The sequence below is a fragment of the Falsiroseomonas sp. HW251 genome (assembly GCF_050563545.1).
Lineage (GTDB): Bacteria > Pseudomonadota > Alphaproteobacteria > Acetobacterales > Acetobacteraceae > Falsiroseomonas.
The window spans coordinates 1-25,197 of the sequence record NZ_JBNXUM010000042.1; the positions used below are offsets into that span (position 1 = coordinate 1).

At 70.9% G+C, this 25,197-nt stretch carries 22 protein-coding genes and 3 pseudogenes; 15 read left to right on the forward strand and 10 right to left on the reverse strand.

The genetic code is table 11. The annotated features are described in order from the left end of the window. On the reverse strand, positions 1-239 hold a 239-nt coding region (locus tag ACLF3M_RS31795), incomplete at its 3' end, for a transposase family protein (protein ID WP_430661042.1). Positions 240-354: 115 nt separating this feature from the next. Here ACLF3M_RS31795 and ACLF3M_RS31800 point away from each other — a divergent pair. After that, positions 355-1,191 carry an NAD(P)-dependent oxidoreductase gene (locus ACLF3M_RS31800; protein WP_430661043.1) on the forward strand — a complete coding sequence of 279 codons (837 nt, stop codon included), beginning with the start codon at positions 355-357 and terminating at the stop codon, positions 1,189-1,191. Positions 1,192-1,256: 65 nt separating this feature from the next. Here the strand turns inward: ACLF3M_RS31800 and ACLF3M_RS31805 are convergent. From ACLF3M_RS31805 to ACLF3M_RS31820, 4 genes and pseudogenes are all read right to left on the reverse strand, one after another. Continuing rightward, positions 1,257-1,412: pseudogene (locus tag ACLF3M_RS31805) on the reverse strand (recombinase family protein); the annotation flags it as partial. Continuing rightward, on the reverse strand, positions 1,409-2,560 hold the full coding sequence (locus ACLF3M_RS31810; protein ID WP_430661044.1) for a hypothetical protein: 1,152 nt from the start codon (positions 2,558-2,560) through the stop codon (positions 1,409-1,411). The gene ACLF3M_RS31810 and the pseudogene ACLF3M_RS31805, both read right to left, overlap by 4 nt. Beyond that, a complete protein-coding gene (locus ACLF3M_RS31815; protein WP_430661045.1) occupies positions 2,557-3,969 on the reverse strand; it encodes an IS110 family transposase in 1,413 nt (470 codons plus the stop codon). Before ACLF3M_RS31815 ends, ACLF3M_RS31810 begins: the two co-directional genes overlap by 4 nt. Positions 3,970-4,558: 589 nt before the next feature. After that, a complete protein-coding gene (locus tag ACLF3M_RS31820; RefSeq protein ID WP_430661046.1) occupies positions 4,559-5,437 on the reverse strand; it encodes a TauD/TfdA dioxygenase family protein in 879 nt (292 codons plus the stop codon). A gap of 111 nt (positions 5,438-5,548) precedes the next feature. Here ACLF3M_RS31820 and ACLF3M_RS31825 point away from each other — a divergent pair, with 111 nt between their 5' ends. The 5 genes from ACLF3M_RS31825 to ACLF3M_RS31845 are packed head-to-tail and all read left to right on the forward strand — an operon-like array spanning position 5,549 to position 10,401. Further along, positions 5,549-6,280: a FadR/GntR family transcriptional regulator gene (locus ACLF3M_RS31825; protein ID WP_430661047.1), complete on the forward strand. Its 732-nt coding sequence runs from the start codon at positions 5,549-5,551 to the stop codon at positions 6,278-6,280. A 31-nt stretch (positions 6,281-6,311) separates the two neighbouring features. Next, on the forward strand, positions 6,312-7,616 hold the full coding sequence (locus ACLF3M_RS31830) for an extracellular solute-binding protein (protein WP_430661048.1): 1,305 nt from the start codon (positions 6,312-6,314) through the stop codon (positions 7,614-7,616). Then, positions 7,617-8,486 carry a carbohydrate ABC transporter permease gene (locus ACLF3M_RS31835; RefSeq protein WP_430661049.1) on the forward strand — a complete coding sequence of 290 codons (870 nt, stop codon included), beginning with the start codon at positions 7,617-7,619 and terminating at the stop codon, positions 8,484-8,486. It abuts the gene before it with no gap. Continuing rightward, entirely contained in the window at positions 8,483-9,307 is an 825-nt protein-coding gene (locus ACLF3M_RS31840; RefSeq protein WP_430661050.1) for a carbohydrate ABC transporter permease, read from the forward strand. Before ACLF3M_RS31835 ends, ACLF3M_RS31840 begins: the two co-directional genes overlap by 4 nt. A 2-nt stretch (positions 9,308-9,309) precedes the next feature. Next, positions 9,310-10,401 (forward strand): ABC transporter ATP-binding protein, encoded by a 1,092-nt coding sequence (locus ACLF3M_RS31845; protein WP_430661051.1) that lies wholly within the window; start codon positions 9,310-9,312, stop codon positions 10,399-10,401. A gap of 510 nt (positions 10,402-10,911) precedes the next feature. Here the strand turns inward: ACLF3M_RS31845 and ACLF3M_RS31850 are convergent. Beyond that, positions 10,912-11,817 (reverse strand): tyrosine-type recombinase/integrase, encoded by a 906-nt coding sequence (locus tag ACLF3M_RS31850; RefSeq protein WP_430661052.1) that lies wholly within the window; start codon positions 11,815-11,817, stop codon positions 10,912-10,914. Positions 11,818-11,956: 139 nt separating this feature from the next. Between ACLF3M_RS31850 and ACLF3M_RS31855 the strand changes: the two are divergent. Further along, positions 11,957-12,648, forward strand: a pseudogene (locus ACLF3M_RS31855) (transposase); the annotation flags it as partial. 5 nt (positions 12,649-12,653) lie between these two features. Continuing rightward, positions 12,654-13,090 (forward strand): annotated as a pseudogene (locus ACLF3M_RS31860) (IS630 family transposase); the annotation flags it as partial. Positions 13,091-13,094: 4 nt separating this feature from the next. On the opposite strand, the gene ACLF3M_RS31865 reads toward ACLF3M_RS31860, so the two are convergent. The 4 genes from ACLF3M_RS31865 to ACLF3M_RS31880 all read right to left on the reverse strand — a co-directional run bounded on the left by ACLF3M_RS31865 (position 13,095) and on the right by ACLF3M_RS31880 (position 16,399). After that, positions 13,095-14,075: a Bug family tripartite tricarboxylate transporter substrate binding protein gene (locus ACLF3M_RS31865; protein WP_430661053.1), complete on the reverse strand. Its 981-nt coding sequence runs from the start codon at positions 14,073-14,075 to the stop codon at positions 13,095-13,097. Between the two features lie 35 nt (positions 14,076-14,110). Further along, positions 14,111-15,094, reverse strand: coding sequence for a Bug family tripartite tricarboxylate transporter substrate binding protein (locus ACLF3M_RS31870; RefSeq protein ID WP_430661054.1), 984 nt, complete (start codon positions 15,092-15,094; stop codon positions 14,111-14,113). Between the two features lie 73 nt (positions 15,095-15,167). After that, complete coding sequence (locus ACLF3M_RS31875) at positions 15,168-15,959, reverse strand: SDR family NAD(P)-dependent oxidoreductase (protein ID WP_430661055.1); 792 nt, start codon at positions 15,957-15,959, stop codon at positions 15,168-15,170. A 5-nt stretch (positions 15,960-15,964) separates the two neighbouring features. Beyond that, a complete protein-coding gene (locus ACLF3M_RS31880) occupies positions 15,965-16,399 on the reverse strand; it encodes a VOC family protein (protein WP_430661056.1) in 435 nt (144 codons plus the stop codon). A gap of 98 nt (positions 16,400-16,497) precedes the next feature. On the opposite strand from ACLF3M_RS31880, the gene ACLF3M_RS31885 reads away from it, so the two are divergent. The 7 genes from ACLF3M_RS31885 to ACLF3M_RS31915 are packed head-to-tail and all read left to right on the forward strand — an operon-like array spanning position 16,498 to position 25,160. Continuing rightward, positions 16,498-17,253 (forward strand): GntR family transcriptional regulator, encoded by a 756-nt coding sequence (locus ACLF3M_RS31885; protein WP_430661057.1) that lies wholly within the window; start codon positions 16,498-16,500, stop codon positions 17,251-17,253. After that, a complete protein-coding gene (locus ACLF3M_RS31890) occupies positions 17,250-17,996 on the forward strand; it encodes an SDR family NAD(P)-dependent oxidoreductase (protein WP_430661058.1) in 747 nt (248 codons plus the stop codon). The genes ACLF3M_RS31885 and ACLF3M_RS31890 overlap by 4 nt, the downstream gene beginning before the upstream one ends. Before the next feature lie 10 nt (positions 17,997-18,006). Beyond that, positions 18,007-19,212, forward strand: a complete 1,206-nt coding sequence (locus tag ACLF3M_RS31895; RefSeq protein WP_430661059.1) for an acyl-CoA dehydrogenase family protein — start codon at positions 18,007-18,009, stop codon at positions 19,210-19,212. Further along, positions 19,209-21,872 carry a tripartite tricarboxylate transporter substrate-binding protein gene (locus tag ACLF3M_RS31900; RefSeq protein WP_430661060.1) on the forward strand — a complete coding sequence of 888 codons (2,664 nt, stop codon included), beginning with the start codon at positions 19,209-19,211 and terminating at the stop codon, positions 21,870-21,872. Before ACLF3M_RS31895 ends, ACLF3M_RS31900 begins: the two co-directional genes overlap by 4 nt. After that, positions 21,869-22,843, forward strand: a complete 975-nt coding sequence (locus ACLF3M_RS31905; RefSeq protein ID WP_430661061.1) for a Bug family tripartite tricarboxylate transporter substrate binding protein — start codon at positions 21,869-21,871, stop codon at positions 22,841-22,843. The genes ACLF3M_RS31900 and ACLF3M_RS31905 overlap by 4 nt, the downstream gene beginning before the upstream one ends. Positions 22,844-22,854: 11 nt before the next feature. Further along, complete coding sequence (locus ACLF3M_RS31910; RefSeq protein WP_430661062.1) at positions 22,855-24,021, forward strand: CaiB/BaiF CoA transferase family protein; 1,167 nt, start codon at positions 22,855-22,857, stop codon at positions 24,019-24,021. Further along, entirely contained in the window at positions 24,018-25,160 is a 1,143-nt protein-coding gene (locus ACLF3M_RS31915; protein ID WP_430661063.1) for an iron-containing alcohol dehydrogenase, read from the forward strand. The genes ACLF3M_RS31910 and ACLF3M_RS31915 overlap by 4 nt, the downstream gene beginning before the upstream one ends. Positions 25,161-25,197: the final 37 nt, after the last annotated feature.

Below are 25,197 nucleotides of genomic sequence, written 5' to 3' on the forward strand. Positions count from 1 at the left end.
CTGGGACACCTGAAGCGACGGATGGCGACCTGCAATTCGACCGTGCGGCCGTGCGAGGGGAGATCCAGCAAGCGGCGCGTGTAGCGGCTATGGACCCGCCCCGACCGCTCCCCACAGCCAGGACAGCAGCCCTCCGGCGCAGCGCTTCGCACAGTCATCGCGATGCGCGTGCTGCTGATCTCGACCTTGTCGAGCAGCAGTCCATCCGGAATCACCTCATGCAGATCCGGGCCAGCCATGGCGAAAACCTAGGGTGTGGGTTCACCCACTACGCGCCGGCAGTGCAGTCGACCGCTCACCTGCACGGAATGTGAGTCAGAGCCCCATTTCCGCGCCGATTGACAAGCCGATGCCGTGGTCGTCGCGGCGAGCAGACTGACGGCCGCGCACCTCGCCGCCGGGGACCGGCTGCGCTTCGTGCAGCATCAGGGGGTCGGCTGGCAGGACACGGTCGCCTGGCAGGAGGTCGCCGCGCGCGGCATCCCGCTCGCCACGACCCCACAAGGCACGACGGTGCCCGTGGCGGAGATGGCGCTGCTGATGACGCTCGCGGCGCTGCGCCGGCTGCCCCACGCGGATGCGGAGCTGCGCCGCGGCGCCTGGCACGTGAACGCCTTGCGGCCGGTGTCGCGCAACCTCGCGGGCCGGGTGGTGGGCTATGTGGGGTTCGGGCGGATCGGCCAAGCGACCGCGGCGCGCTTCGCGGCCTTCGACACGACCGGGCTCTACTTCGATCCCATCACGCGGCTCTCCGCGGAGGACGCGACGCGGCTTCGAGTGCGTCGGGCGGAGACGCTGCAGACGTTGCTGGCGGAGGCCGAGATCGTCTCGCTGCACCTGCCGCTGACACTGCAGACGCAGCACATCCTGGATGCCGCGGCGATCAGGTGCATGCGGCCGGGATCGGTGTTGGTGAACACCGCGCGTGGCGGGCTGGTGGACGAGGCGGCGCTCGCCGCCGCGCTGCGGGACGGCCATCTCCTCGCTGCCGCGCTCGACGTGTTCGAGGAGGAGCCGCCGTCGCCCGGGCACCCGCTGCTAGCGCTGCCGAACGTGGTGCTGACGCCGCACATCTCCGCCGGCACGCGCGACGCCTTTGAGGAGAAGCTGTCGGCGGCTTTCGGCAACGTCGCCGATTTCTTCGCCGGACGGCCCGCGCGCAACCTCGTGGCGCTGCCTGCTCTGGCTTGACCTCGTTGCTTGGCGTCCGCCAGCATGGCCGCGAAGCCCGACCGGAACGCGCTGGCGCCGCTGACGGCCCGGTCGTCGTACAACGCGACGACGCGCCAGCCCTCGCGCTCGGCGAGCCGCCGGCAGACCTCGATCTGGTCGTCGATCGAGGCCTCGCGCTGGTTCTCCGAGGAGTAGCGCGCGTAGATTGCCGCGCGCAGCGGCAGGGCAGGGCGGCTCATCGGCCGGTCTCCTCGGGGAAAAGCGGAAGGGAGCGTTGCCGGCGCGCCAAGCCGCCGCGCAGTGATTTCGCAGGCCTCAGGCTGGCGCGTCTCGCGGCGACCGCGGCGGCCAGCTGCCGGCTCGCCGCGACAGAATTTGCCTGCTTGTAGTGGCGATCTGTCGTGGTCGTGCTGGCGTGGCCGAGCAGCGCCGAAGCCAGCCCTACATGGGCAGGGTCCTCAACCGCCATCGTCGTCACCGCGCAATCCCGAAAGAGATGCGGGTTGATCGCCACGCCGAGCCGCGCCTTGGTGCGCAGCGTGATCGCCTGGCGGATCGTCTGCTCGGCCATGGGATCGCCGAACACGCCGATCCACAGCATCGAAGAGGTGCGGCCACGCAGAAGGTGAGGCCGAACCTCGCCGAGGTAGTGCGCAAGCGCTGCCTCGAGCTCCTCCGGCCACTTGAACTCGATCGGCTTGCCGTTCTTTGTCTCGTCTGGCCCGAAGACAACCCGGTGCCGCTCGGCTGAGACTTCGAGCAACGTCCGGCCGAGCTCCAGGTGTGTCAGGTTGCGCATCCGCAGAGGACGCAGCGCCAGCAAGGCGATAATCAGGCCGTCGCGGAACAGCGCCCAGCGCTCGTAGCGGTGTTCGAGCGGTTCGGTCTCAGCGCCCCGCATCATCGCCAGCCCGAGTTCGACCAGTTGCGCGGCGGGACGGACCCGGCCGGCCTTGGATTTCGCGGGGGCGGCCTCGTAATCGAGGCGCCGCACGGCTGCCTGCAACCAGCCCCAGTCGTGGGTGGGCTCGAGCCCTTTGGCGATTGTCATGAGGTCGACCACGCGGAGCAGCCGCGTATAGGGCGACACGAGCGCCCGCATCGCGGTGATCCAGTCCCGCACAGTCTCCGGCGTGACGCGCGCCACTGGCGCCGCGGTCAGCAGGGCGGGGTGGCGCAGCGTGATGTGGGTCAGCCAGGTGCTGTAGCTCTGCCGTTTCTTGATCTGCGTGCGAGGACGCAGGCTGGCGCCAGGACCGGCATCGTCGAGCACGGTCGGCGCCGGCCGCACGAAGGCCTCCCACATCCGCCGATCCTGCTCGGGCCAGCGGTCGTAGGGCAGGTGGTGCCGCTCGGGGGGATAGCGCCGCGTCGGCTCGCGGTTCATGGCTGGCCGCCCTGCCGCAGGCGCTGGCGCTGCTGGCGCACCACGCCGTCGTAGTGGCGCGCCGCAGCGGTCGCCTCGGCATCGGCGTGGTGTCCCCGGGTCGTCGCCATGTCGCGATGCCGCAGCACGTCCTGCACGATGCCGTAGCCGCCGGGCGTTGCCTCCAGGATCAGCTTGGCGGAGAAATGCCGGAACAGGTGGGCGTTGATCGTAATCCCGGTGCGCTGAAAGACGCGTTCGCTGATCTGCGTGCCCAGGCTGTTGGTGGCCTTGCGGCCCGCGCCCGACGGAAACAGGAACTTGTTGCCGGGCGCCGCGAGAAGCGGCCGGTAGAACTCGAGATAGGTGCGCAGCACGCATACCACCTCAGGGCCGAGCGGCACCTCGTGCGGTTCGCGATTCTTGGTTTCGTGCGCGGCGAGGCCGCTGGCCGGCTGGTGGCGCAGCCAGGACCAGGCGAGCTCCACGAGCAGCGTCCTCGCTGGCTTGTTGCCTGCCTTGCTGATGCCCTGTTCTCGCGCGCTGTCGCCGCTCGAGTAGGGGCTCGGGGCGAGCCCGAGATAGGATGCCAGTTGCTTTCGGTTCCCGAAGTGCCGATGGAACACCTCGGAGACCAGCACGGTCGCGCCGACTTCGCCGATCCCAGCGAGACGAATGAGCTGCCTCACCTTCGGTGCGTCTGGGAAGGCGTCCGGCTGTACCGTGGCGGCTCGTCGCTCGGCGTCGAGCTGCCGCACGTGCTCGTGCACAAGATGGAGCCGCTCGAACTCACGGGCGAGTTCGGCGCAAAGGAAGCGTCCCAGCGGGCGGCCGTCAGCCGTGACGAGCCGGCCGAGTGCTGCCCGCCACTCGCCCCCGTGCAGACCTTCGACCTCGCGGATGCCGTGCAGCGTCAGAAGGCCGCGGATCCGGTTCACGTGCCTCGTCCTCTCGCGCACGAGCTGCGTCCGCTCGCGAGAGAGGCGCTTGGCGTCCTCCGCCTCCGGCGTCGGCACTTCCACCACGCGGCAGACACCCCGGTCGCCGCCAAGATACGCCCTGAGCACGAGAGCCATGGCCTCGACATCGAGGCGGTCCGTTTTTGCCCTCCGGCCCCGCCGGCTCACGAGAAAGCTCGCCGCGTCGAGGACGTGCGTCTCGACGCCGTGCTGACGGAGGAGACGAGCGAGCCAGAAGCCGTCGTAGCCCGCCTCAAAGCAGACTACCGCCGGGACCCTCGTGCCGACCTCGGCGCTGGCTCGCGCCTCAATGCGGCCGAGCAGTGCCAGCAGTCCCTGCGCGTCGCCGCCAAGCACCGTGTAGAGGGCGACCTTCGCCCGGCCCGGGAGCAGCGCTCCGACGAGCCAGCGTGAGCGGCTCAGCTCCAGCGCGACATGGCAGCGCGGCGAGGTCGTGATCGTCGGCGTCATCGGCGGGTCTCCCTGGGTTACTCCGCTGAAGCGGCCAGGCCCCGAGGCGGAGGGACACCCCCATAGGATCTACAACACCATCCATCCCCACTCCGGCTTGCGCATGCGCTCGCCGCGTGAGTTCATCGCTCAGCAGTCCAACAACCAAGCCGCATGTCCGGTTTGATGGGGGCCACTCCACCAACGTGTCCCGTTTCTTTAGCGCTGATAGCTTGAATCCCCTGTCCAATTCGCCCGTGTTGGGACGGTGGTGAATTGGGCCGAAAGCCCGGAGCCGTCGAGCAGCTCAGCGCCCTCGGCCGGGCCTTTCGCCCGGGCGCGGTGCATCGCGAATTTCTACGGCGCCAGCTCGCCGAGGCTGCCGCCGAGCGGAGGCGCCGAGCGGGCAAAGCGTGTGCTCTGGCCGCTTGGCTCGTAAACGAGATCTGGCAGCTCTCGGGGCTCTGGTCCCCGCATCCCTGATCCCATGCCCTGCCAATGGCTTACGGCTAACCTAAAGCCACTGAAGCTTGCCATTTCATCGCGACTTCCGACCCCAACCGCCTTTGCAACTGAGGATCGAGGCCACTGTTCGAGCAGGCGCGTCGGGTCAGGCGGGTTTCTCGCCCTTCACCACCACCCGGTGCAGCAGCCGTCGCGAGGCCGCATCGAAGGCGCCGCGCTGGTGCATGGTGCAGCGGTTGTCCCAGATCATCATGTCGCCGACCCGCCAATGCTGGGTCCAGGTGAAGTCACCGCCCAGCGCATGGTCCCAGAGCGCATCCAGCAGCGCCTCGCTCTCCGTGACCTCCATGCCCATGACATAGGCGTTGAAGCGCTTGCCGAGATACAGCGACTTGCGCCCGGTCACCGGATGCGTTCGCACGATTGGATGCACCGCGCCCGCAATGTCGCGGATGTCGCCGCTCGCTGGGGCGACCGTTCCCGGACGCTGCTTGCCGGACGAGACGTAGACGCCATCATGCTTGATGCTGCGGCCGGCGACCGCCTGCTTCAGCGCGTCGGGCAGCGCGGCATAGGCGGCTTCCATGTTCAGCCAGCTGGTGTCGCCGCCGCCATCCGCCGGGATCTCCAGCGAGCGCAGCAGGCTCGCCGAGGGCGGGGTCTCAATGAAGCACATGTCGGTATGCCAGTCGGCCTCGCCGGCGCCGAGCTCGCCGACCGGCTTCCCGTTCTCGACGATGTTCGAGATCTTCACGATCTCCGGGATGCCTTCGACATAGACCTTGCCGGTCAGGCGCGTGCCCGGGTTGAAGTCCAGCTCCCCGAAGCGCCGACCGAGCGCGACATGCGCGGCGTCGTCCAGCGTTTGGCCGCGGAAGCGCAGCACCAGATGGTCGTGCCAAGCCTGGCGGATGACCTCGAACTCGGCGTCCGAGAGGTTGGCGATGTCGACGCCCTCGACATCCGCGCCGAGGGCGGCGCCGGTCGGGCGGATGCGGATGCCGGTGCCGGCATGGTCGAGCATGGGCGTTCTCCTCCGGGAATGGGAACAACGCTAGGTGCGGGACTGTCTCGGGTCAAGCGAATTGGTCAGACCGGTTGACGGGCCTGTCCGGTGCCGCCTAGGCTTGCCCCGATGTCAGACCGCGCCCGCCCGGAGCTGCCACCGCTGCGCCTCGTCCGCCCGAAGCGGATGTACGAGCAGGTGGCCGAGCAGATCGAGGCGCTGATCCGCGGCGGCACCTTCACGCCCGACATCCGCCTGCCGGGCGAGCGGGAGCTGGCCGATCGGCTCGGCATCAGCCGCCCGTCGTTACGGGAGGCGCTGATCGCGCTGGAGACCGCGGGCCTGATCGAGACCCGCGTCGGCGACGGCACCTATGTGCGGCCGGATCTGCCGGCGACGCCGGTCTTCCCGCTCGCGACGGGGCGGGACCTCGGCCCCGGCACGCTCGAGCAGTTCGAGGCACGGCGCGCGCTCGAGGTCGCCGCCGCCGAGCTCGCCGCGACCCGCGCAACGGCGGAGGAACGCGCGGGGCTGCAGGCCTGCCTCGACCGCATGACCGCGTCGGTCGAGCGGCGCGACAGCCCGGCGCGGGAGCACCGGCTGTTCCACGTCGCGCTGGTGGATGCCGCGCACAACCAGATCTTCTCGCGCCTGGTGCGGGAGCTGTGGCAGGCGCGGCAGGGCCCGATGTGGGCGCTGATCGGCCAGCGGACCGAGAACATCGACAGCTGGCGCGCGGGCCTGGTGTTCCGCGCGCAACTGATGGAGGCGCTGGCGGCGCGCGACGCGCCGGCGGCCAAGGCGCTGATGGAGGCGCATTTCCATCGCGTGGGACGGCGGTATTTCGACCCGGGCGAATGACCCGGGCGGGCGAGGGGGAGGAGGAAAGGCCATGACGACCAGGATCACCCGGCGCAGCGCGATCGCCGGCGCGCTGGCGCTTGCCGCGCCCGCCATCGGCTCCGCCCAGGCGCCGCAGACCATCACCATGTGGACCTTCCTCGACCCCGCGCGTCCCGGCGGGCGGGAACGCGCGCTGAAGCAGATGATCGAGGGCTTCGAGGCCGCCAATCCCGGCCTTCGCATCCGCGTCGAGCCGCAGGTCTGGACCACTATGGCCGAGCGATTCGTGCTGGGCCACAACGCGCGCAACGCGCCCGACATCTGCTGGGTGAACTCCGAGAACCTGGGCCTGATCCTGGGGACGGAGGCGGCGGCCGACCTCTCGCCGGTGGTCAATGCCTGGTCGCAGGAACGCCGCGCCGACATGCTGCTGCCCGCGGCGCTGCAATCCGTCACCGTCCGCGGCCGCGTGCTGGCGATGCCGCTGATGGCGACGACCTTCGTGCTGATGGTCCGGCGCGACCTGCTGGCCGCCGCGGGGAAGACGCTCGACGACCTCAAGACCTGGGACGGCGTCGCCGAGGCCGCGAAGGCGATGACGCGCGACACCAATGGCGACGGCCAGCCCGACATCTGGGGCATGGGCCTCGGCATCGCGACGGAGCGTTATTCGATGACGCCGGCGGTGCTCGGTGCGCTCGGCGCCCAGGGCAGCTTCTTCGACGATCGCTGCGGCGCGCGCATCGCGACACCGGAGGCCGCGCGCGCCGTGCAGTGGCAGGCCGACCTGATCCTGCGCCACCGGGTGACGCCGCGGGAGGCGCTGGCCATGACCTCCGACGATGCGATCGACCAGTTCGCGGCCGGGCGCTTCGCGATGCAGGTGATCTCCAACGCGCGTTTCGAGCAGATCCAGCGCAACGCCTCCGGCTGGAACAAGGACGATCTGGTGATGGCGCCGATCCCGGGCTGGGCGACCGACCGCCCTGGCCCCGCGATCAGCACCGGCTGGTTCGCGTTGGCCTGGCGGCCGAGCCCGCGCGCGCGCGACGCCATGCGCTTCATCGACGTGATGGCGTCGCCGGAGGCGATGCAGCTCTGGTCCGTGCCGGGCGGCCAGGTGCCGATGCTGCGTTCCGTCGCATCCAGCCCCGCGCTGCAGCAGCCGGAGAACGCGCCGCTGAAGCAGGTCGCGGCGATGCTCGGCACGTCGGGGCTCGCCATGCCGAGCCAATGCGCCTGGGCTCGGACGCTCGCCGACTTCAACCTGGCGACGCAGCAGGTGGTGCTCGGGCAGCGCAACGTGACGGACGCGCTGCGCCAGGCGGAACGCGCGACGCAGGACCGGCAATAGGTGGGGCGCAAGGCCGATCGCTGGACGCCCTGGAAGCTGCTGGCGCCGGCGCTGCTGGTCGAGGCGGTGCTGGTGCTGGGGCCGCTGCTGATCGGCTTCTGGTACAGCCTGCACAATGTCCGCTTCTTCCAGATCCGCCGCTTCGTCGGCTTCGAGAACTATGCGCGCGTGCTCGCCTCGCCGGAGGTGCTGAACGCGCTCTGGGTCACCGCGGTCTTCTCGGTCTTCGCGCTGGTGCTGACCTTCGCGCTCGGCTTCGCGCTGGCCGTCTGGCTGGAGCGCGACGGGCGCTTCGCGACGCTGATGCGCGCCGTCGTGCTGGTGCCCTACATGATCGCGATGCTGGTGGGATCGATGCTGCTGAAATGGCTGTTCAGCCAGGAGGCGGGGCTGTCCACGCTGGTGCTCGGGCCGCTCGGCCTCGGGCAGCATTCCATCCTGGCCGATCCCGGCACGGCGATGGCGGCGCTGGTGTTCAACGCGATGTGGCGCGACAGCGCCTTCGCGATGATCATGCTGCTGGCCGGGCTGAAGGCGATCCCGCCCTCGCTGCACCTGGCGGCGCGGGTGGACGGGGCCGGCGCCTGGATGCGCTTCCGCCGCATCACCCTGCCGTTGATGCGCATCCCCATCCTGATCACGCTGGTTCGGCTGATGGTGCATTTCGTCAACATCCTGACCTTCCCGCTGATCCTGACTGGCGGCGGGCCCGGCAACGCGACGGAGGTCGTGGTCCTGAAGATGTTCCGCCTCGGCTTCTCCGACCATGTGCTGGGCCAGGCGAACGCGCTGGCGCTGATGGTCTTCGTCGTGAACCTGGCGCTGGTCGCGATCCTGCTGGCGCTGTTCCGCCGTGCGGGGCGCGTATGAGCGTCGCCGGCCGCCGCGCGGCGCGCGCCGCGGTCAACCTGCTGATCGCGGCCTACGCGCTGTTCCCGATCCTCTGGGGGCTGTCGTCCTCGCTGAAGCCGGCGGACCGCATCGTCGCCTTCCCGCCGCGCCTGCTGCCGGAGGCGCCGACCTTCGAGCACTATGTCCGCGTCTTCCAGGACGACGCTGCCTTCTACATCCTGAACAGCGTGGTGGTCTCCGCCGCCACGGTCGCGCTCACGCTGCTGCTCGGCGCGATGGGCGGCTATGCGCTGGCGCGGCACGATTTCCGCGGCCGCGGCGCGGTGATGATCGCGATCGTCTCGGTGATGAGCATCCCGATCGCATCCCTGCTGGTGCCGACGTTCACGCTGGTCTCGGTGGCCGGGCTGTTCGACACGCGGCTCGGCCTGGTGCTGCTTTACACGGCCTACCAGCTGCCGGCGGCGATCTGGATGCTCTACGGCTACTTCACGACGCTGCCGGTCGAGCTCGAGCAGGCCGCGCGCGTCGATGGCTGCTCGCCGATGCGCACGCTGCGCAAGGTGGTGCTGCCGCTGTCGAAGCCCGGCCTGGTCGCGGCGGCCCTCTTCATCCTGGTCTTCGCCTGGAACGACTTCGTGGTGGCGGTGACCATGACCTCGTCGCAGGAGGTGCGGACCTTCCCCGTCGCGATCTACTTCTACCTCGGCTTCTACGGGCGCGAATGGGGACCGCTGCTGGCGGCGTCGCTGGTCTCGATCGTGCCGATCCTCGCCGTCTTCGTCTTCCTGCAGCGGTATTTCCTGTCGGGCCTCACCGGCGGCGGCGTGAAGGGCTGAGCATGTCCACCGTCACCTTCCGCGGCGTCAGCAAGCGCTACGGCGCGACCGTCGCCCTCGACGCGCTCGACCTCGAGGTGAGGGAGGGCGAGTTCGTCTCGCTGCTCGGCCCCTCGGGCTCGGGCAAGTCCACCACGCTCAACCTGCTGGCCGGGCTGCTCGATGCCGATGCCGGCGAGATCCTGATCGGGGACCGCGAGGTCACGCGCCTGCCGCCGGAGAAGCGCGACATCGCCATGGTGTTCCAGAACTACGCGCTCTACCCGCACCTCACCGTCTTCGAGAACATCGCCTTCCCGCTCGAGGCCCGCGCGCCGCGGCCCGACGTCGCCACCATCGCGCGCAAGGTGGAGCAGGTCGCGCAGACGCTTGGCATCGCCGCGCTGCTCGCGCGCTATCCGAAGGAGATCTCGGGCGGGCAGCAGCAGCGCGTGGCGCTCGGCCGCGCCATGGTGCGCGACCCCCGCGTCTTCCTGCTGGACGAGCCGCTGTCGAACCTCGATGCGCGGCTGCGCATCCGCATGCGGCGCGACCTCAAGGCGCTGCACCACGCCATCGGCTCGACCATCGTCTACGTCACCCATGACCAGTCGGAGGCGATGACGCTCTCCTCGCGCATCGCGGTCTTCGACCAGGGAAGGCTGCAGCAATACGCGACGCCGGCCGAGATCTACGACCGACCCGCCAATGTCTTCGTCGCGAATTTCGTCGGCGACCGCGAGACGAACTTCCTCGACGGCGAGCTGCAGGAGCGCGACGGTGGGGCCATCTTCGCGACCGCGCTCGGCGCCATCCCGCTCGGTCGGCCGGCTGCCGCGGTCGCCGCAAGGGGGCGGCTCAGGCTGGGTGCACGGCCGGAAGCGATTGCCGCGACGCCCGCCCCTGGCGCGCCGCTCCGCGTCGCGCTGGCCGAACTGGCGGGCGCGGACCTCTTTCTCACGCTGGCGGGGCCGGAGGCGACGGAGGTCTTGGTTCGGGTTGATCCGCGCGCGACGCGACTCACGGAGGGCGACGGGGCGCACCTCATCTTCGACCCGGCCCGGCTTCACCTCTTCGACGCGGAGAGCGGTCGGGCGATTAGCCACGGGGCCTGACGCGGCGTGCCGCTGCGGTGGGCACAAAGCGCTTGGCTCAGACTACAGAGGCGGCCAGTGTACGCGATCAGGCTAGACACCGGATCGGCAACTCTCGGTGGCCTCTGGTCCCTGATTTGAACCTGCCACAGGTCGCCCAAATGGTCCGGCGGAAAAGCAAGCACGTGTGTGCCGACCTCTGTGCCGACCCCTGTGCGTCAGGTACGCTCTATGCGTTTTATGCGGCCACTAAGCGCTTGAAATTGTGAGAACAGCACTGGCGCTCTCTGTGCCGACCTCACGCGTGAGCGGTTTGCTAAACCGTCATAGGGTGTTAAGCCCTATCGTGGGTTCGAATCCCATCCCCTCCGCCATTTCAATGACTTAGGTGTATCTGGCCGGGGTCCAAATACAACGGTTTCCGGGCCACTGTGCCGACCTTTGTGCCGACCCGCTGTGCCGTCGTTGCGCTTTCGACGCGCCCAGGGCGAGTTAAACGTTGGCATAAGTTTGTTATGGGTTTGCCCTCGATCAGCCATTCGCCGAGCCAGGGGCGAGCGCTGGCGGGAGCGATCCAAAGCGGTTGCTGTCGCGCCCGTATCGGCGCTGGGCACCCTCGCCGCGAAGGAAGCGCGTGTAGATCTCGGTGGTCTTCACGCTCGAATGGCCGAGCTGCTCCATCAAGCGGTAGATGCAGGTCGGGTCGTCGATGAGCGACGCGATGGCGAAGGCGCGCCGCAAGTCGTGGAGGCGGTACCGTGCCAGCGGGACGGTCTGTCGCCCCTCGACCCGGCCTTCGCGGTCCTCCCGCCCCTGGCGCTGACGGCACCACTGTCCGTAGCGAGTGCTGACCACGGCGCTGTCCGCGGAAAGGTTGGCGAAGAGGCGCCCCTTGGCCGGCAGGCGGTACAGCATGTCGGCGGCCCGCCCCAAGTCGATGGTGCGCGTCTTGAGCCCGCCCGCGTTCCGCTTGACGCCGCGCCGCAGGGTCGCGTGCCTTCCGTCGGGGTGAATGTCCTGTCGATCGATTGCCAGCGCCTCCCCCAGTCGCATGCCGGTCTCGCGTAGCCAGCGGACTAGGTCGGCCACATCCGTCGACCAGGTAGCCACCTCTTCGATGAGCGTCTGCACCGCCGCATCCTCGGGCGGGTCGAGCATGTCGGCGTCGCGGCCGATGTATATCTTCCGCTCAAAGTTCCTCACCGGGTTCACGTCGATCCAGTCCTTGGTGACGGCGTAGCCGAGCACGCGCGACCACGCCGTCAGGTCGTTGCGGACAGTGCTGGACGCGCAAACATCCTCGCGGCGAGCCATGACGAAGTCGAGTACGGTCGCCGTCGTGATGTCGCCAAGGGGCGTGCCTTCCAGTGCCTCGCTGATCTGCACCAGGCTCGTTTCGTAGCGCCAGGCCGTCTTCGAAGTGAGCGCATGAGGCACGGCACGTGGAATGGGCTGTCCTGGATGCCTCGTGCGCGTAAATCGCGGATGGCGCTGGCAAGGAAGGTCCGCTTGGCCTTCCCCCCTGACCGGGATCCACGTGGGATGAGAGAGTTGGCCTCCTTGGAAGGAGGCAGGGATGCCCAGGAAGCGTCACACGGCGGAGCAGATCATTGGGCTGCTGCGACATGCTGAGGTGGAGTAGGCGCAGGGCCGGACGGTGGGGGAGATCTGCCGGCGGCTCGAGGTATCGGAGGCGACGTTCTACCGCTGGCGATCCGAGTATGGCGGCCTGAAGGTGGACCAGGCGCGTCGGCTGAAGGACCTCGAGCGCGAGAATGCGCGGCTGAAGCAGGCGGTGGCGGAGCTGACGCTCGACAAGCAGATCCTCAAAGAGGCTGCGGAGGGAAACTTCTAGGCCCCGAGCGCCGCCGGGCCGGCGTGCGGCATGTGCAGTCGGCGCTCGGGATCTCCGAGCGTCGCGCCTGTCGCGCTCTGGGCCAGCCTCGTTCGACGCAGCGCAAGGTGCGGGTGGCTCGGTCCGACGAGGCTGCAGTGAGCGATGCGGCGGTGTCGTTGGCGGCGGAGTACGGCCGCTACGGCTACCGCCGGATCACGGCGCTGCTGCGGGCTGAGGGCTGGCGGGTGAACGCCAAGCGCGTGGAGCGCATCTGGCGGCGCGAGGGGCTGAAGGTGCCGCGGCGGCAGCCGAAGCGGGGCCGGCTGTGGCTGAACGACGGCTCCTGCGTTCGGCTGCTGCCGTGCTGGCCGGGGCATGTCTGGGCGTATGACTTCGTACAGGACCGGACGCATGACGGGCGGCGGTTCCGCAGGCACGACAGGTGGGATCAGTTGCGCCTGGCCCGCTGGGTGGTGATCGTCGTTCAGCGCGCATCGAAGCCCATGCGGCGTTGATCCTCGACCTTCTCGAGCAGAAGTCCGACATCACGCTGGCGGAGATCCAGGCGGAGCTCGCCAAGGCCGGTGTGCCCGCGGGGATCGGGACGATCTGGCGCTTCTTCGACCGGCACCGGATCACGCGCAAAAAAAGACGGCGCATGCAGCCGAGCAGGACCGCCCGGACATCCTGAGGCGGCGCTGGGCCTGGTTCGAGAGCCAGCCCGACCTCGATCCCGACCGCCTGGTGTTCATCGACGAGACCTGGGCCTCGACGAAGATGGCCCGCACCCACGGCCGGGCGCCTCGCGGGGCGCGCCTGCGCTCGCCCGTCCCGCACGGACACTGGAAGACCACCACCTTCGTCGGCGCGCTGTGGCTCATTCGGCGCGAATACCAGCTGTCCGTATCACGGGCTCCCAAAAGGCCAAGTCAGCCCGCAAGACGCTCGCGAGGTCGTCGGCGGCCGCGTATCTGGCGAAAGCGCCTTGCTCTTCTATACGCCGCGCGAATTCGGCTTCCACGATGATGCGACGAAGGTCCGAGCCGAGACGCGCAAGCGCCTCGGGCGGTGAGCCGGCCGTGCCGAACACCGCGAACCAGGCTTCGAGGTGATACCCGGGACGGCCTGCCTCTCCTGTCGTCGGCACATCGGGCAGTGCGGGATGCCGGTCCTCCGCCGCCAGCGCCAGAGCCCGAACGCGCCCGCCAGCGATCTGCGCCACCGCTGGCGGGACCGAGGTGATTAGCAGGTCGATCGAGCCAGCAACGAGGTCGTTGAGTGCCGGCGCAGCACCACGATACGGCACGTGCACCAACTCTAGCCCGGTGCGCTCGGCCAACAGCGCCCCGCCGATGTGCTGGATGGAACCGACACCGGAGGAGCCGTAGGTCAGTGGACGCCGCGCGCGCCTCGCTTCCGCGAGCAGGTCCTGAAGAGACGCGGGCAGCCCGCTGCGGGCGAGGATCACGTGCGGCGCGCGGACGGCCAGGGCGACCGGCGCGAAGTCGCGCACCGGATCCCACCCCGGGTTCGCGAACACAAAGGGATTGGTGACGTGGTAGCCTGAGTACGACATCAGGAGCGTATGGGCATCCGGCCGGGCACGGGCGACCTGCTGCATGGCGAGGTTGCCCGAGGCGCCGGAGCGGTTCTCGATCACCACGGGCCGGCCCAATGCGGCGGCGAGCGGCGTTGCCAGCAGCCGTGCGGTGGTGTCGTTGGTGCCGCCGGGCGCTGCCGGCACGATCAAGGTGATCGGCCGTTGCGGGAAGGCACCGTCGCCACGGCCGAGGCGCGGCGCGGCGAGTGTTGCGACGGTCGCCAGGATGCCCCGCCGGCGGAACGTGTAGGCCGTCATCGCATGTGCTCTCCTCAGGCAGGCGCCGTCGGTCTTCAGCCTTCGATCGTGATGTTCGCGTCCCTGATGATCGGACGCCAACGGTCGGCCTCGCGCTCCATCAGCGCAGCGAAGGCCTCCGGCGTGCTCGTCTCCGCCGTCACGCCGGAACTCTCGCAATGCGCGACGATGTCGCGCATCGCCATCACGGTCGCTGCTTCCGCCGCGAGCCGATCCACGATCGGCCGAGGCGCGTTCGCCGGCAGGAAAAGGCCTCGCCAGACCGACATCTCGAGGCCGTCGATTCCGAGCTCCCGCGTCGTCGGCACGGTTGGGACCAAGCTTAGGCGCTGTGAGCCTAGGATGGCGAGCGGCACGATCCGGCCTGCCTCGATCAGCGGCATCGCCGCAATCGGGAAGTCGAACAGAGCCTGCACCGCGCCGCTCGCCATCGCGTTGATCGCCGGTGCGCCCCCGGCGAAGGGGACGTGCAGCGGCTCGCTGCCGATCTGCCGGCCGAACAGCTCGACAAGGACGTGGCCCGGCGAGCCGATGCCGCTCGAGCCGAAGGCGACCTTGCCCGGCTCCCGGCGCACCGCCGCGATGACATCGGCGACGCTGCCGAAGCCGCTGTCGCTGGTGACCATGAGTGCCGGCGTGAAACGGGTGAGCAGCGTCACCGGCGTGAAGTCGCGGACCGGGTCATACGCGAGCCGACGGTAGATCATCGGATTGAAGACGTGGGTGCCGATTCCGGCGTCGAGCGTCGTGTAGCCGTCAGGGCGCGACTGCGCGACCGCGGTGCAGCCGATGCCGCCGGCGGCGCCGGGGCGGTTGTCCACGAGCACCCCGCGGCCGAGCTGAGCGCCCAGCCGATCGCAGAAGCGCCGGGCAAGGACATCGGTGATGCCGCCCGCCGGGAACGGCACTACGTGACGTATCGACCGCGTAGGCCAGGCCTGCGCCGCCGCGAATCGCGGCAGGCTGCCGATCGCCAGGCTGGAGGCGGCGCCTCCCAGGACCGCACGCCGTTTCATCATTGCTTCACCCTCCCTTGCAATCGCATGCGTTGTGCCGAGGCGGATTGCCCGTCGGCGCGGCGCGCCGGCGTCATCATGCTGTGTCCGGTGTCACGGCCGGCGCCGACGCCGCATCGATCCAGTTGAACAGCGCGAGGCCGCCATCGACCGGCAGGACGGCGCCGGTGACGTAGCCGGTCGCGGCATCCGACAGCAGCATGGCGACAGCGCGGGCGACATCGGCTGGCGTGCCGACGCGACGCAGCGGGATCCGCGCCGCCAGCGCGGCGAAATCGGCGCTGAAACCGCCGCCCGGAATCGCGCCTGGCGCGACCGCGTTCACGCGTATCCCGGCGGGACCGAAAAAGCGCGCAAGCTCCCGCACCACCATCACCTGCCCGGCTTTCGCCGCGCTGTAGTGCGCCAGGTTGCGCGGCGTGTCGGCGTGCAGCGACGTGACGAACACCATGCGGCCGCGCGTTCCGGTCGCGGCCCAGCGGTTGCCGAGCGCCCGGCCGAGGAAGAAGCCAGAGCGGAGATTGACGTCGAGCATCCGGTCCCAGGCCTCGGCCGACACCACATCGACCGTCTCGCCGGCGCCGCGCGTCGGCGACGCCGCGTGCACGAAGAGGCTGATCGGCGCCTCGCCGATCCGGGCCAGCAACGCGTCCGCCTCGTCCCGCGCGGCGAGATCGGCCGGCACGAAGCTGGCACGCGCTCCACCGGCGCGGAGCGAGGCGATGACCGCCTCGCCCCGCGCGGTATCGATGTCGGCGAGCAGCACCTCGGCACCCGCCGCGGCGAGCTCGCGCGCGACGCCCTCGCCTATGCCGCCGCCCGCGCCGGTGACCAGCGCGGTTTCGCCGGCGAAGTGCTGCGGCGCCATGGCCGTCACGCCGCGAACACCGCCGACGATTCCATGCCCTTGAACTCGACGACGTTGCCGCAGCCGTCCTTAACCAGGGTAATGAGCTGCTCCCCCGGGGTGCCGGCGCGCGCCGTGTGCGGCGGCACGACGAAGGCCACGCCGGCGCGCGCCATGCGCGCGACCAGCGCCTCGAAGCCGGAAGGCGGCAGCACCGCGCCGAAATGCCGTACGGGCGCGGGGTCGCCGGCGGCAATCACGCCGGGGATAGGTCGCTCCGCCTCCTCCGGCAGGTGATGCAGCACGAGGTGATGGCCGAAGAAGTCCACATCCATCCGGTTCGGCTCCGTTCGGCCGACGCGGCAGCCCAGTGTCTCGACATAGAAGGCGCGCGCCTGGGCGAGGTCCGCCACCGGGAGCGAGAGGTGGAGGATTGAGCGCTCTGCGTCGGGGTGGCTCATCGGGGCGTCCTTGGTTTCTGATGAAAGGATTTCTGTTGAGACCAGCAGGCCAAACTGGTATGCCAGAAACTACAATTGGTGTTCAAGGATTAATTTCGATGCCACGACGCAGCGCACCGCACCCCTCGCCCGAGCCTCCGGCGCCCGCACGCGTCCATCGCCTGACGCTGCCCGCCCGCGTCGAGCCGCCCGGCGTGGACGCCCCCCGCGTCGTCATCGCCCGCACGCTGGAAGCCGAGATCGTGCGGGGCGCTTTTTCCCCCGGTGAGCGCCTGGATGAGCGGGCGCTGTCGCAGCGCTTCGGCGTCTCCCGCACGCCGGTGCGGGAGGCGATCGGCCATCTTGTCTCGCAGGGCCTGGTGGAGACGCGGGCGCGCTCCGGCAACTATGTCGCGCGGATCGCGCTCGCCGACGTGCTCCTGCTGTTCGAGGCGATGGCGGAGTTCGAGGCGCTGTGCGGCCGCTATGCTGGGCGACGCGCGACGCGCGACGAGGCCGCGCAACTCCGGCGCCTAGCCCAGACCTGCGCCGAGGTCGCGGGCGAGGGCCCGGATCGCTACTCGATCGCCAACATGGCGTTCCACGACGCGCTCTACGCCGCCGCCCATAACGCCTTCCTGGAATCCGCCGCGCGCCAGGCGCGGCAGCGCGCGGGGGTGTATCGCGCCTACACGTTGCAGCTGCCAGGCCGGCTGGAGCGTTCGGTGGCCGAGCACTTCGGCATCGCCGACGCGGTGATCGCTGGCGACGCCGACGCCGCGCATCGCCGCCTGCTCGACCACGTGGACATCCGCAAGGAGGATTACGCTCCCTTCCTCGCCATGGTGGCCGAGCGCGAGCGAGGCGCTTCATGAAGCGCCGCCGCGCGCTGGTCACTGGCGCATCGTCGGGCCTCGGCGCTCATTTCGCCGGTCTGCTGGCGCGTGAGGGCATCGGCACGCTTTGGCTCGCCGCGCGGTCGGAGGCGCGGCTGGAAGCGACGCTGCGGCGCTGTCGCGAGGCGGGTGCCGGGGATGTGCGCCCGCTCGCGCTTGACGTCACCGACGCTGCCGGCCTCGCCGCTTCCTTCGCACGGATCGGCGAGGCGGGCGGGCTCGACCTGCTGGTCAACAATGCCGGCATCGCGGAGACCGCGCCCGCGCTGGAGGTGGATCCCGCCGGCTTCGACCGCGTGCTCGACACCAATCTCCGCGGCGCATGGCTATGCGCGACGGAAGCGGCACGGCTGATGCGCGGATCGGGCGGCGACATCGTCAACATCGCCTCCATCCTCGGCCTGCGCGTCGCCGGTGGGGTCGCGCCCTACGCCATCTCCAAGGCCGGGCTGGTGCAGATGACGCGCGCGCTGGCGGTGGAATGGGCGCGCCACGGCATCCGCGTGAACGCGCTCGCGCCGGGCTATGTCGAGACCGAGCTCAACCGCGACTTCTTTGCGACCGAAGCAGGCGCGGCACTGGTTCGGCGCATCCCGATGCGGCGGCTCGGGCGGCCGGAGGACCTCGACGCGCCTTTCCTGCTGCTCGCCTCCGGCGCCTCAACCTGGCTGACCGCTGCCGTGCTGACGGTGGATGGCGGCCACCACGCCAGCCCGCTCTGAGGACCGCGCCATGGACTTCACGCTGCCGCCCGAGGCCGAGCGCTTCCGCCGCCTGGTGCGCGACTTCATCGAGGCCGAGATCCTGCCGCTGGAGGCCGACCGGTCGAGCTGGGACGCGCACGAGAACATCGCGGCCGCGCCGCTCGCCTTGGCGCGTGCGAAGGCGAAGGCCGCCGGGCTCTGGGCGCCGCAGGTGCCGCGCGAGCGCGGCGGCATGGGCCTGACCATGGTCGCGCAGGCCGCGTTCTACGAGGAGGCGAACCGCTCGATCTTCGGGCCGGTCTGCCTCAACTGCGCGGCACCCGACGACGGCAACATGCGCGTGCTGTCCCAGGCCGCAACGCCGCGGCAGCAGGACCGCTGGCTCGACCCGGTCGTCAGCGGCGAAGTCCGCTCCGCCTTCGCCATGACCGAGCCGGCGCCGGGCGGCGGCTCCGACCCCGCGATGATCAGGACCCGGGCCGAGCGCCGCGGAGGACGGTGGGTGGTGCATGGCCGCAAATGGTTCATCACCGGCGCGGCGGAGGCGGCGCACTTCATCCTGATCGCGCGCGTCTCGGACGACCCGCGCAAGGGCCTCGGCGCCTTCCTGTTCCACCGCGACCAGCCGGGGTGGCGCGTCGTCCGCCGCATCCCGATCATGGGGCCGGAGGAGCATGGCGGCCATTGCGAGCTGGCCTTCGACGGCCTCGAGATCGCCGATGACGACGTGCTGCTGGGCCCGGGGGATGGTCTCAGGCTGACGCAGATGCGCCTTGGGCCGGCGCGGCTGACGCATTGCATGCGCTGGCTTGGGCTGGCCAAGCGCTGCCTGGAGATCGCGGCCGAGTATGCCGAGGCGCGTACGGGCTTCGGCGTGCGGCTGGCGGAACGTGAGACGGTGCAGGTGGCCATCGGCCGCTGCGCGGCGGCGATCGAGGTCGGCCGGCTGCTGGTCATGAAGGCGGCGTGGAAACTCGACGCGGGCGAATTCGCGCGGAAGGAGATCAGTCTGGCTAAGAACCACGTCGCCGACACGCTGCACCTCTGCGCCGACACCGCCGTGCAGGTGAACGGGGCGCGCGGCTATTCGAAGGACACGGTCGCCGAGTGGATCTACCGCTACGCCCGTCAGGCGCGCCTGGTGGACGGCGCAAGCGAGGTGCATGCCATGGTCCTCGCCGGCTGCCACCGGCGCGAGGGCAACGGGTTCTGGAGCTGGGGGCACGCGGCGTGACGCTCGCCCCGGACCTCGGGCCGCTCGAGGCCTGGCTTTCCGCCACGCTCGGCTCGCGGTTGCGGATCGTCGAGGCGCGGCGGCTGTCCGGCGGCGCGATCCAGCAGAACTGGCTTCTGCGGCTGGCCGGAGACGGGCCGGCGGAGATCGTGCTGCGACGGGACGCCGCAGCCTCTGTCGCCGAAAGCCACGGCCGGGCCGAGGAATATGCGCTGCTGCGCGCGGCCGCGGCGGCAGGCGTCACCGTGCCTCGCCCGCTTGGCCTGTGCGAGGGCCCGGACGTGATCGGCGGTCCTTTCCTGGTGATGGCGAAGGTGGACGGCATCGGATTCGGGCCCCGCGTGGTGAAGGACGCGACGCTGGGCGGCGTTCGCAATGTGCTGGCGCGACGGCTCGGCGGAGAGCTCGCGCGACTGCACGCGATCACGCCGCCGCGGGCGGATCTCGGCTTCCTGGGCACGCCGCCCGCCGATCCCGCGGCGGCCGAGATCGCGCGCATTCGTGCCGCGCTGGACGGGCTTGGCGCCGAGCGGCCCGCACTGGAATGGGGGCTCCGCTGGGCGGAGCTTCATCCGCCGCGCGCCCATGGCGTCGTGCTGGCGCATCGCGACTTCCGCACCGGCAACTACATGCTCGACGCCCGTGGCCTGACCGCGATCCTGGACTGGGAGTTCGCGGGCTGGGGCGACCCGATGTCCGACCTCGGCTGGTTCTGCGCGGCCTGCTGGCGCTTCAGCCGCCAGGACCTGGAAGCCGGCGGCATCGCGACGCGCGCCGCGTTCTACGAAGGCTACGAGGCGGCGGGTGGCGGCGCGGTGGACGACGCCGCGGTGCGCTGGTGGGAGCTGCTGGCCCATCTGCGTTGGGCCGCGATCGCGCTCGCGCAGGGCTGGCGGCATGGCTCCGGCGTGGAGCCCTCGCTCGAGCTCGCGCTGACCGGTCGGCTTGCGGCCGAGCTGGAGCTAGCTGTGCTGCGGATGACTGCGCCCGAGGGCGTGGCGACACGCAAGCTCGCTGCCGAGGAACCTCCCGCCCGCGCGCTGCATCCGGAGGCGACCGGACCCGCGTTGCTCGATGCCGCGCTGCTCGCGACCGAGCGCGACCTGCTGCCCACATTGTCGGGCCACTCGCGGCTCACCGCACTGATGGTCGCCAGCGCGCTGCGCATGGCGGCGCGGGAGGCGCGGCGTCGCGGCGCGCTGCTGACGGCGGCGCCTGCGGCCGGCCTCGGCCCCGCGCTCCGCGCCGGTCGCCACGACGGCGACGCCCCTGCATGGCCTGCTGCTTGCCGATGCCGCGCTGCGCACGAGCCTGACGCGACCGGCAATGCTCACGGAGCAGGAACGCCACGCCATCGAGGAGATGACGCCATGATGCTGTCCCGGCGGGCGCTGCTGGCGGCGCCGGCGCTGCTCTGCCCGCTCCGCTTGAGGGCGCAGACGGCACGTCCGGTCCGCGTGGTGGTCGGCTTCCCGCCCGGCGGTGGCACTGACGCGACGGCCCGCACCCTCGTCCGCGCGCTGACCGCGGCGACCGGCCAGGCCTTCGTCGTGGAGAACCGGGCGGGCGCCAACGGCAATCTCGCGATGGCCGCTGTGGCAACTGCGCCGCCGGATGGCCAGACGCTCTATTTCGGCAACCTCGGCACGCTCGCGATCAGCAATGCTCTCTACCGCGACCTGCCGTTCGACACGCTGCGCGACTTCGCTGCCGTCTCCCAGGTGGTGGCGATCGCACTGGTGGTCGCGATCCGTGCCGACCTTCCCGCAACGAATCTGGCCGAGTTCCTGGCGCTCGCGAGGTCACGTCCGGGGTCGCTGTCGATGGGATCCGGCGGCAACGGGAGCATCACGCATCTCGCCTTCGAGCTGCTGCGGCGTCAGGCCGGGCTCGACATCCAGCATGTTCCCTATCGCGGCAGTGCGCCGGCATTGGTCGATCTGGCGGCAGGCCGCATCGACCTGATGATCGATACCTATGGCCTGCTCAAGCCGCAGGCCGAGGCCGGTCGCGTGCGCCTGCTCGCCTGGACCTCGGCCACCCGCCAGGCCGCCGCGCCCGACCTGCCCACGGCCGCCGAGTCCGGCCTCCCGGGCTATGACGTGACGGGGTGGCAGGGCCTGGTCGCACCGGCGGCGACGCCGGCCGAAGCGATCACGCGGCTTGATGCAGCGGTGGCGCAGGAGATGGCGGGGAGCGAGCTGCCGTCCGCTCTCGCCGCGCAGGGCGCCACGCCGGAATACCTCGGCGCCGCGGCATTCGGCGCGCGCATCCGCGCGGAACGCTCGCGCTGGTCAGCGATCGTGCGCGACGCACGGATCACGCCGGACTGCTTCGACGGGCACGCGGCAGAGCCCTTTCCGGGCCTGCGTGGCGGCCACATGCCCGGCGCGCGCAACCTCTTCTACAAGGACCTCCTCGCGCCCGACGCGAGCTTCCTGCCGCGCGCGGTGCTGCGATGGCGCCTTCTGGCGCTGGGTGTCGATGGCGCGCGCCCGGTTGTGACAACGTGCGGCGCGGGCGTCACCGCCTGCCTTCTGGCGCTGGCGATCGCCGAGGCCGGGCTGCCGGAGGCGGCGGTCTATGACGGCTCCTGGTCCGAATGGGGCGGCCGGGAGGACACGCCGGTCGCGATATCGCCCCGGGAGGAACGCACATGACGACACGACGCGCCCTGGTGGCGGCAGCTCTCGCGATGCCGATCGCATCGCCCACGCGGGCACAGGCCAACTGGCCGACGCGGCCCGTGCGCCTCGTCGTCGGCTTCCCGCCCGGCGGCTCGGGCGACTTCATCGCCCGCAGTCTCACGGAGCCGCTGTCGCGCGAGGTCGGGCAGCCGATCGTCGTGGACAACCGGCCGGGTGCCGGTTCGAACCTCGCGACCGAGCATGTCGCGCGCGCCGAGCCGGACGGCCATACGCTGCTGCTCGGCGGAAATTTCAGCCATGCCGTGAACCCTGCCCTCTACCGCCGCGTCGCCTTCGATCCGGTCGCCGACTTCACGCCGATCACGCGCCTTACCGACCTGCCGACCATCATCGCCGCAGGTCTGCAGACCAACCTCGCCTCCCTCGCGCAGCTCATGGAGCGCGTGCGGGCGGAGCCGGGCCGCTGGAACTACTCGACGCCGGGCAACGGCACGCCGTCGCACCTCGCGGGCGCGATGCTGGCCAAGGTCGCCGGCATCAGCCTGCAGCACGTGCCCTTCCGCGGCGGCGCACCGGCGATCCAGGCCGTGCTGTCGGGCGACGTCCAGCTCACCATCGCGACGCCGCCGGTGGCGCTGCCGCTGGCGCGCGCCGGGCGCATTCGCGCGCTGGCGATGACGACGCGGCTGCCCTCGCCGGTCATTCCGGACGTGCCGGGGGCGGAGGCGGCAGGTCTCCCGGCACTGGACGTCGCGGGATGGTGGGGCGTCTGGGGCCCGGCGCGCCTGCCGGCCCCGATCCGCGACCGCGCCTACGCGGCGCTCGTCAAGGTGGTGCAGGACCCCGGAGTGCGCGAACGCCTGGCAACGGAGGGGCTGCAGGCCGTCCCCTCCGCCTCTCCCGACGAATTCGCGGCCTTCGTGCAGCGCGAGATCGGCTTCTGGGCCGTCGTGGTCCGCGAAGCCGGCGAATCCCTGGAATGAGGAGAGCGGACATGGAACCGATCGGCGCGGACGGGCCGCTGTCGGGCGTGGTGGTGGTGGACCTCACGCGCGCCCTGGCCGGCCCCTATGCGACCATGCTGCTCGCCGATCTCGGCGCGCGGGTGATCAAGGTGGAAAGCCCGGCCGGCGGCGACGATGCGCGCGCCTTCCCCCCTTTCGTGGAGGACCGCTCGCTCTATTTCGCGTCGGTCAATCGCGACAAGGAATCGATCGCGCTCCACCTGAAGGACGAGGCCGACCGCGCGGTGCTCGACCGGCTGATTACGCGCGCCGACGTGCTCGTGGAGAACTTCCGCCCCGGCGTCATGGCGCGGCTCGGCTACGGGTGGGAGGTGCTGCGCGGGCGTCATCCCGGCCTCGTCATGGCGAGCATCTCCGGCTTCGGGCAGACCGGTCCCTACGCCGCGCGCACCGCCTACGACATGGTGGCGCAGGCGATGGGCGGGATCATGAGCATCACCGGCGAGGAAGGCGGCGAGCCCGCGCGGGTCGGCATCTCCATCGGTGACATCGCCGCCGGCCTCTTCGCCTCGGTCGGCATCCTCGCCGCGCTCCGCCAGCGCGAGCGAACGGGCGTCGGCAGCCTGGTGGACATCGCGATGCTGGATTGCCAGGCGGCGCTGCTGGAGAACGCGATCGCGCGCCACCTCGCCATAGGCGAGACGCCCGGGCGCATCGGCGCGCGGCATCCGAGCATCACGCCGTTCGGCCTGTTCCAGGCGCAGGACGGGCACCTTGCCATCTGCGTCGGGAACAAGGCGCAGTTCGCCGCCCTGGCGCGCGCCATCGGGCGGCCCGGGATGGCGACGGATCCGCGCTATGCCTCCATGCCGCTGCGCAACGCGCACCATGCCGAGCTCAAGCAAGAGCTGGACGCGGTGCTGGGCACGGCGCCGCGGGCCCATTGGCTCGCGCTGTTCGAGGCGGCGGGCATTCCGGGCGGCCCGCTAAACGACGTTGCGGATCTCGTTGCCGATCCGCAGATCGCCGCGCGCGGCATGATCGTGGAGACGGAAGGCGAGCGGACGCGGCTCGCCGCGATGCCGGTGCGCGTCTCGACGCAGCAGCGCCGGCGCCCGCGCCCGGCCCCGCGCCTCGATGCCGACCGCGAGGCGGTGCTGCGCTTCGTGAGCAGCACGACGCTGGCCGCCGAATGAGCACGCATGCCTGGCCCGCGCAGCAGCGGGTGCATCACGATGTGGCGCTGGCCGATACGCTGCCCGCCGAGATCGGCGCCGCGCGGCGCGTGCTGCTGGCGAGCACCACCTCGCTGCGCGGCAGCCGCATCCGCGCGGCGGCCGAGGCGGCGATCGGCCCGCGCCTTGCTGCGGCGCATGACGGGATGCGCGCGCACAGCCCGGCGGAGGACGTCGCCGCGCTCGCCGCCCTGATCCGGGAGGTGCAGGCCGACCTGGTCGTCGCGCTGGGCGGCGGATCGGTGATCGACGGCGCGAAATCCGCCTGCTTCGCGGTCTGGACCGGCCGCGCCGGGTCCGCCGCGCTGCTCACCGACCTGCCGCGCGCCGGCGCGGGGGACTGGCCGGAGGCGATGCCGAGCCCCCGCATCGTCGCAGTGCCGACGACGCTGTCCGCCGCCGAATTCTCGGCGCATGCCGGTCTCACCGACCTCGCCGCCGGGCGCAAGCACGTCTTCGGCATCGCGCCGATGGTGCCGCGCACCGTCATCCTGGATCCCGCGGCGACGCTGGAGACGCCGGCCGAGCTGCTGCTCTCGTCCGGCGTGCGCGCGATCGACCACGCGGCGGAACGCTGGTGCTCGCTGCGGCCAGAGCCCTTCTCCGATGCCGTGTCGCGCCAGGCGCTCGAGATGCTCGAGCCCGGGCTGCGGCGGCTGCGCGCCGCACCCGGCGACCTCGCGGCGCGGGCGGCGTGCCAGCAGGCTGCGTGGCTTTCCGTGATGGGTGGCTGGGCCGGCGTGCCGGTCGGCGCGAGCCACGGGATCGGCTACATCCTCGGCGCGGCGCGCGGCGTGCCGCATGGCATCACCTCCTGCCTGTCGCTGCCGGCGGTGATGGCATGGAACGCGCCGGTGAACGCGGCGCGCCAGGCGTTGCTGGCGCGGCTCTTCGGGCGCGCGGAATCGGCAGGGGAGGGGCTGCGCGACTTCGTCACGGCGCTCGGCCTGCCGACGCGGCTCGGCGATGTCGGCATCGCCGGAGAGGCCCAGCTCGCGGATCTCGCGGCGCGCTATGACGGCACGGGTCCGATCGCCACCAATCCTCGCCCGGTGACCGGCGCGGGGGACCTGCTGGAGATCCTGCGCATCGCTGCATGAGCGATGCCAAACGAAAAATCTGGTATGCCTGATTGGA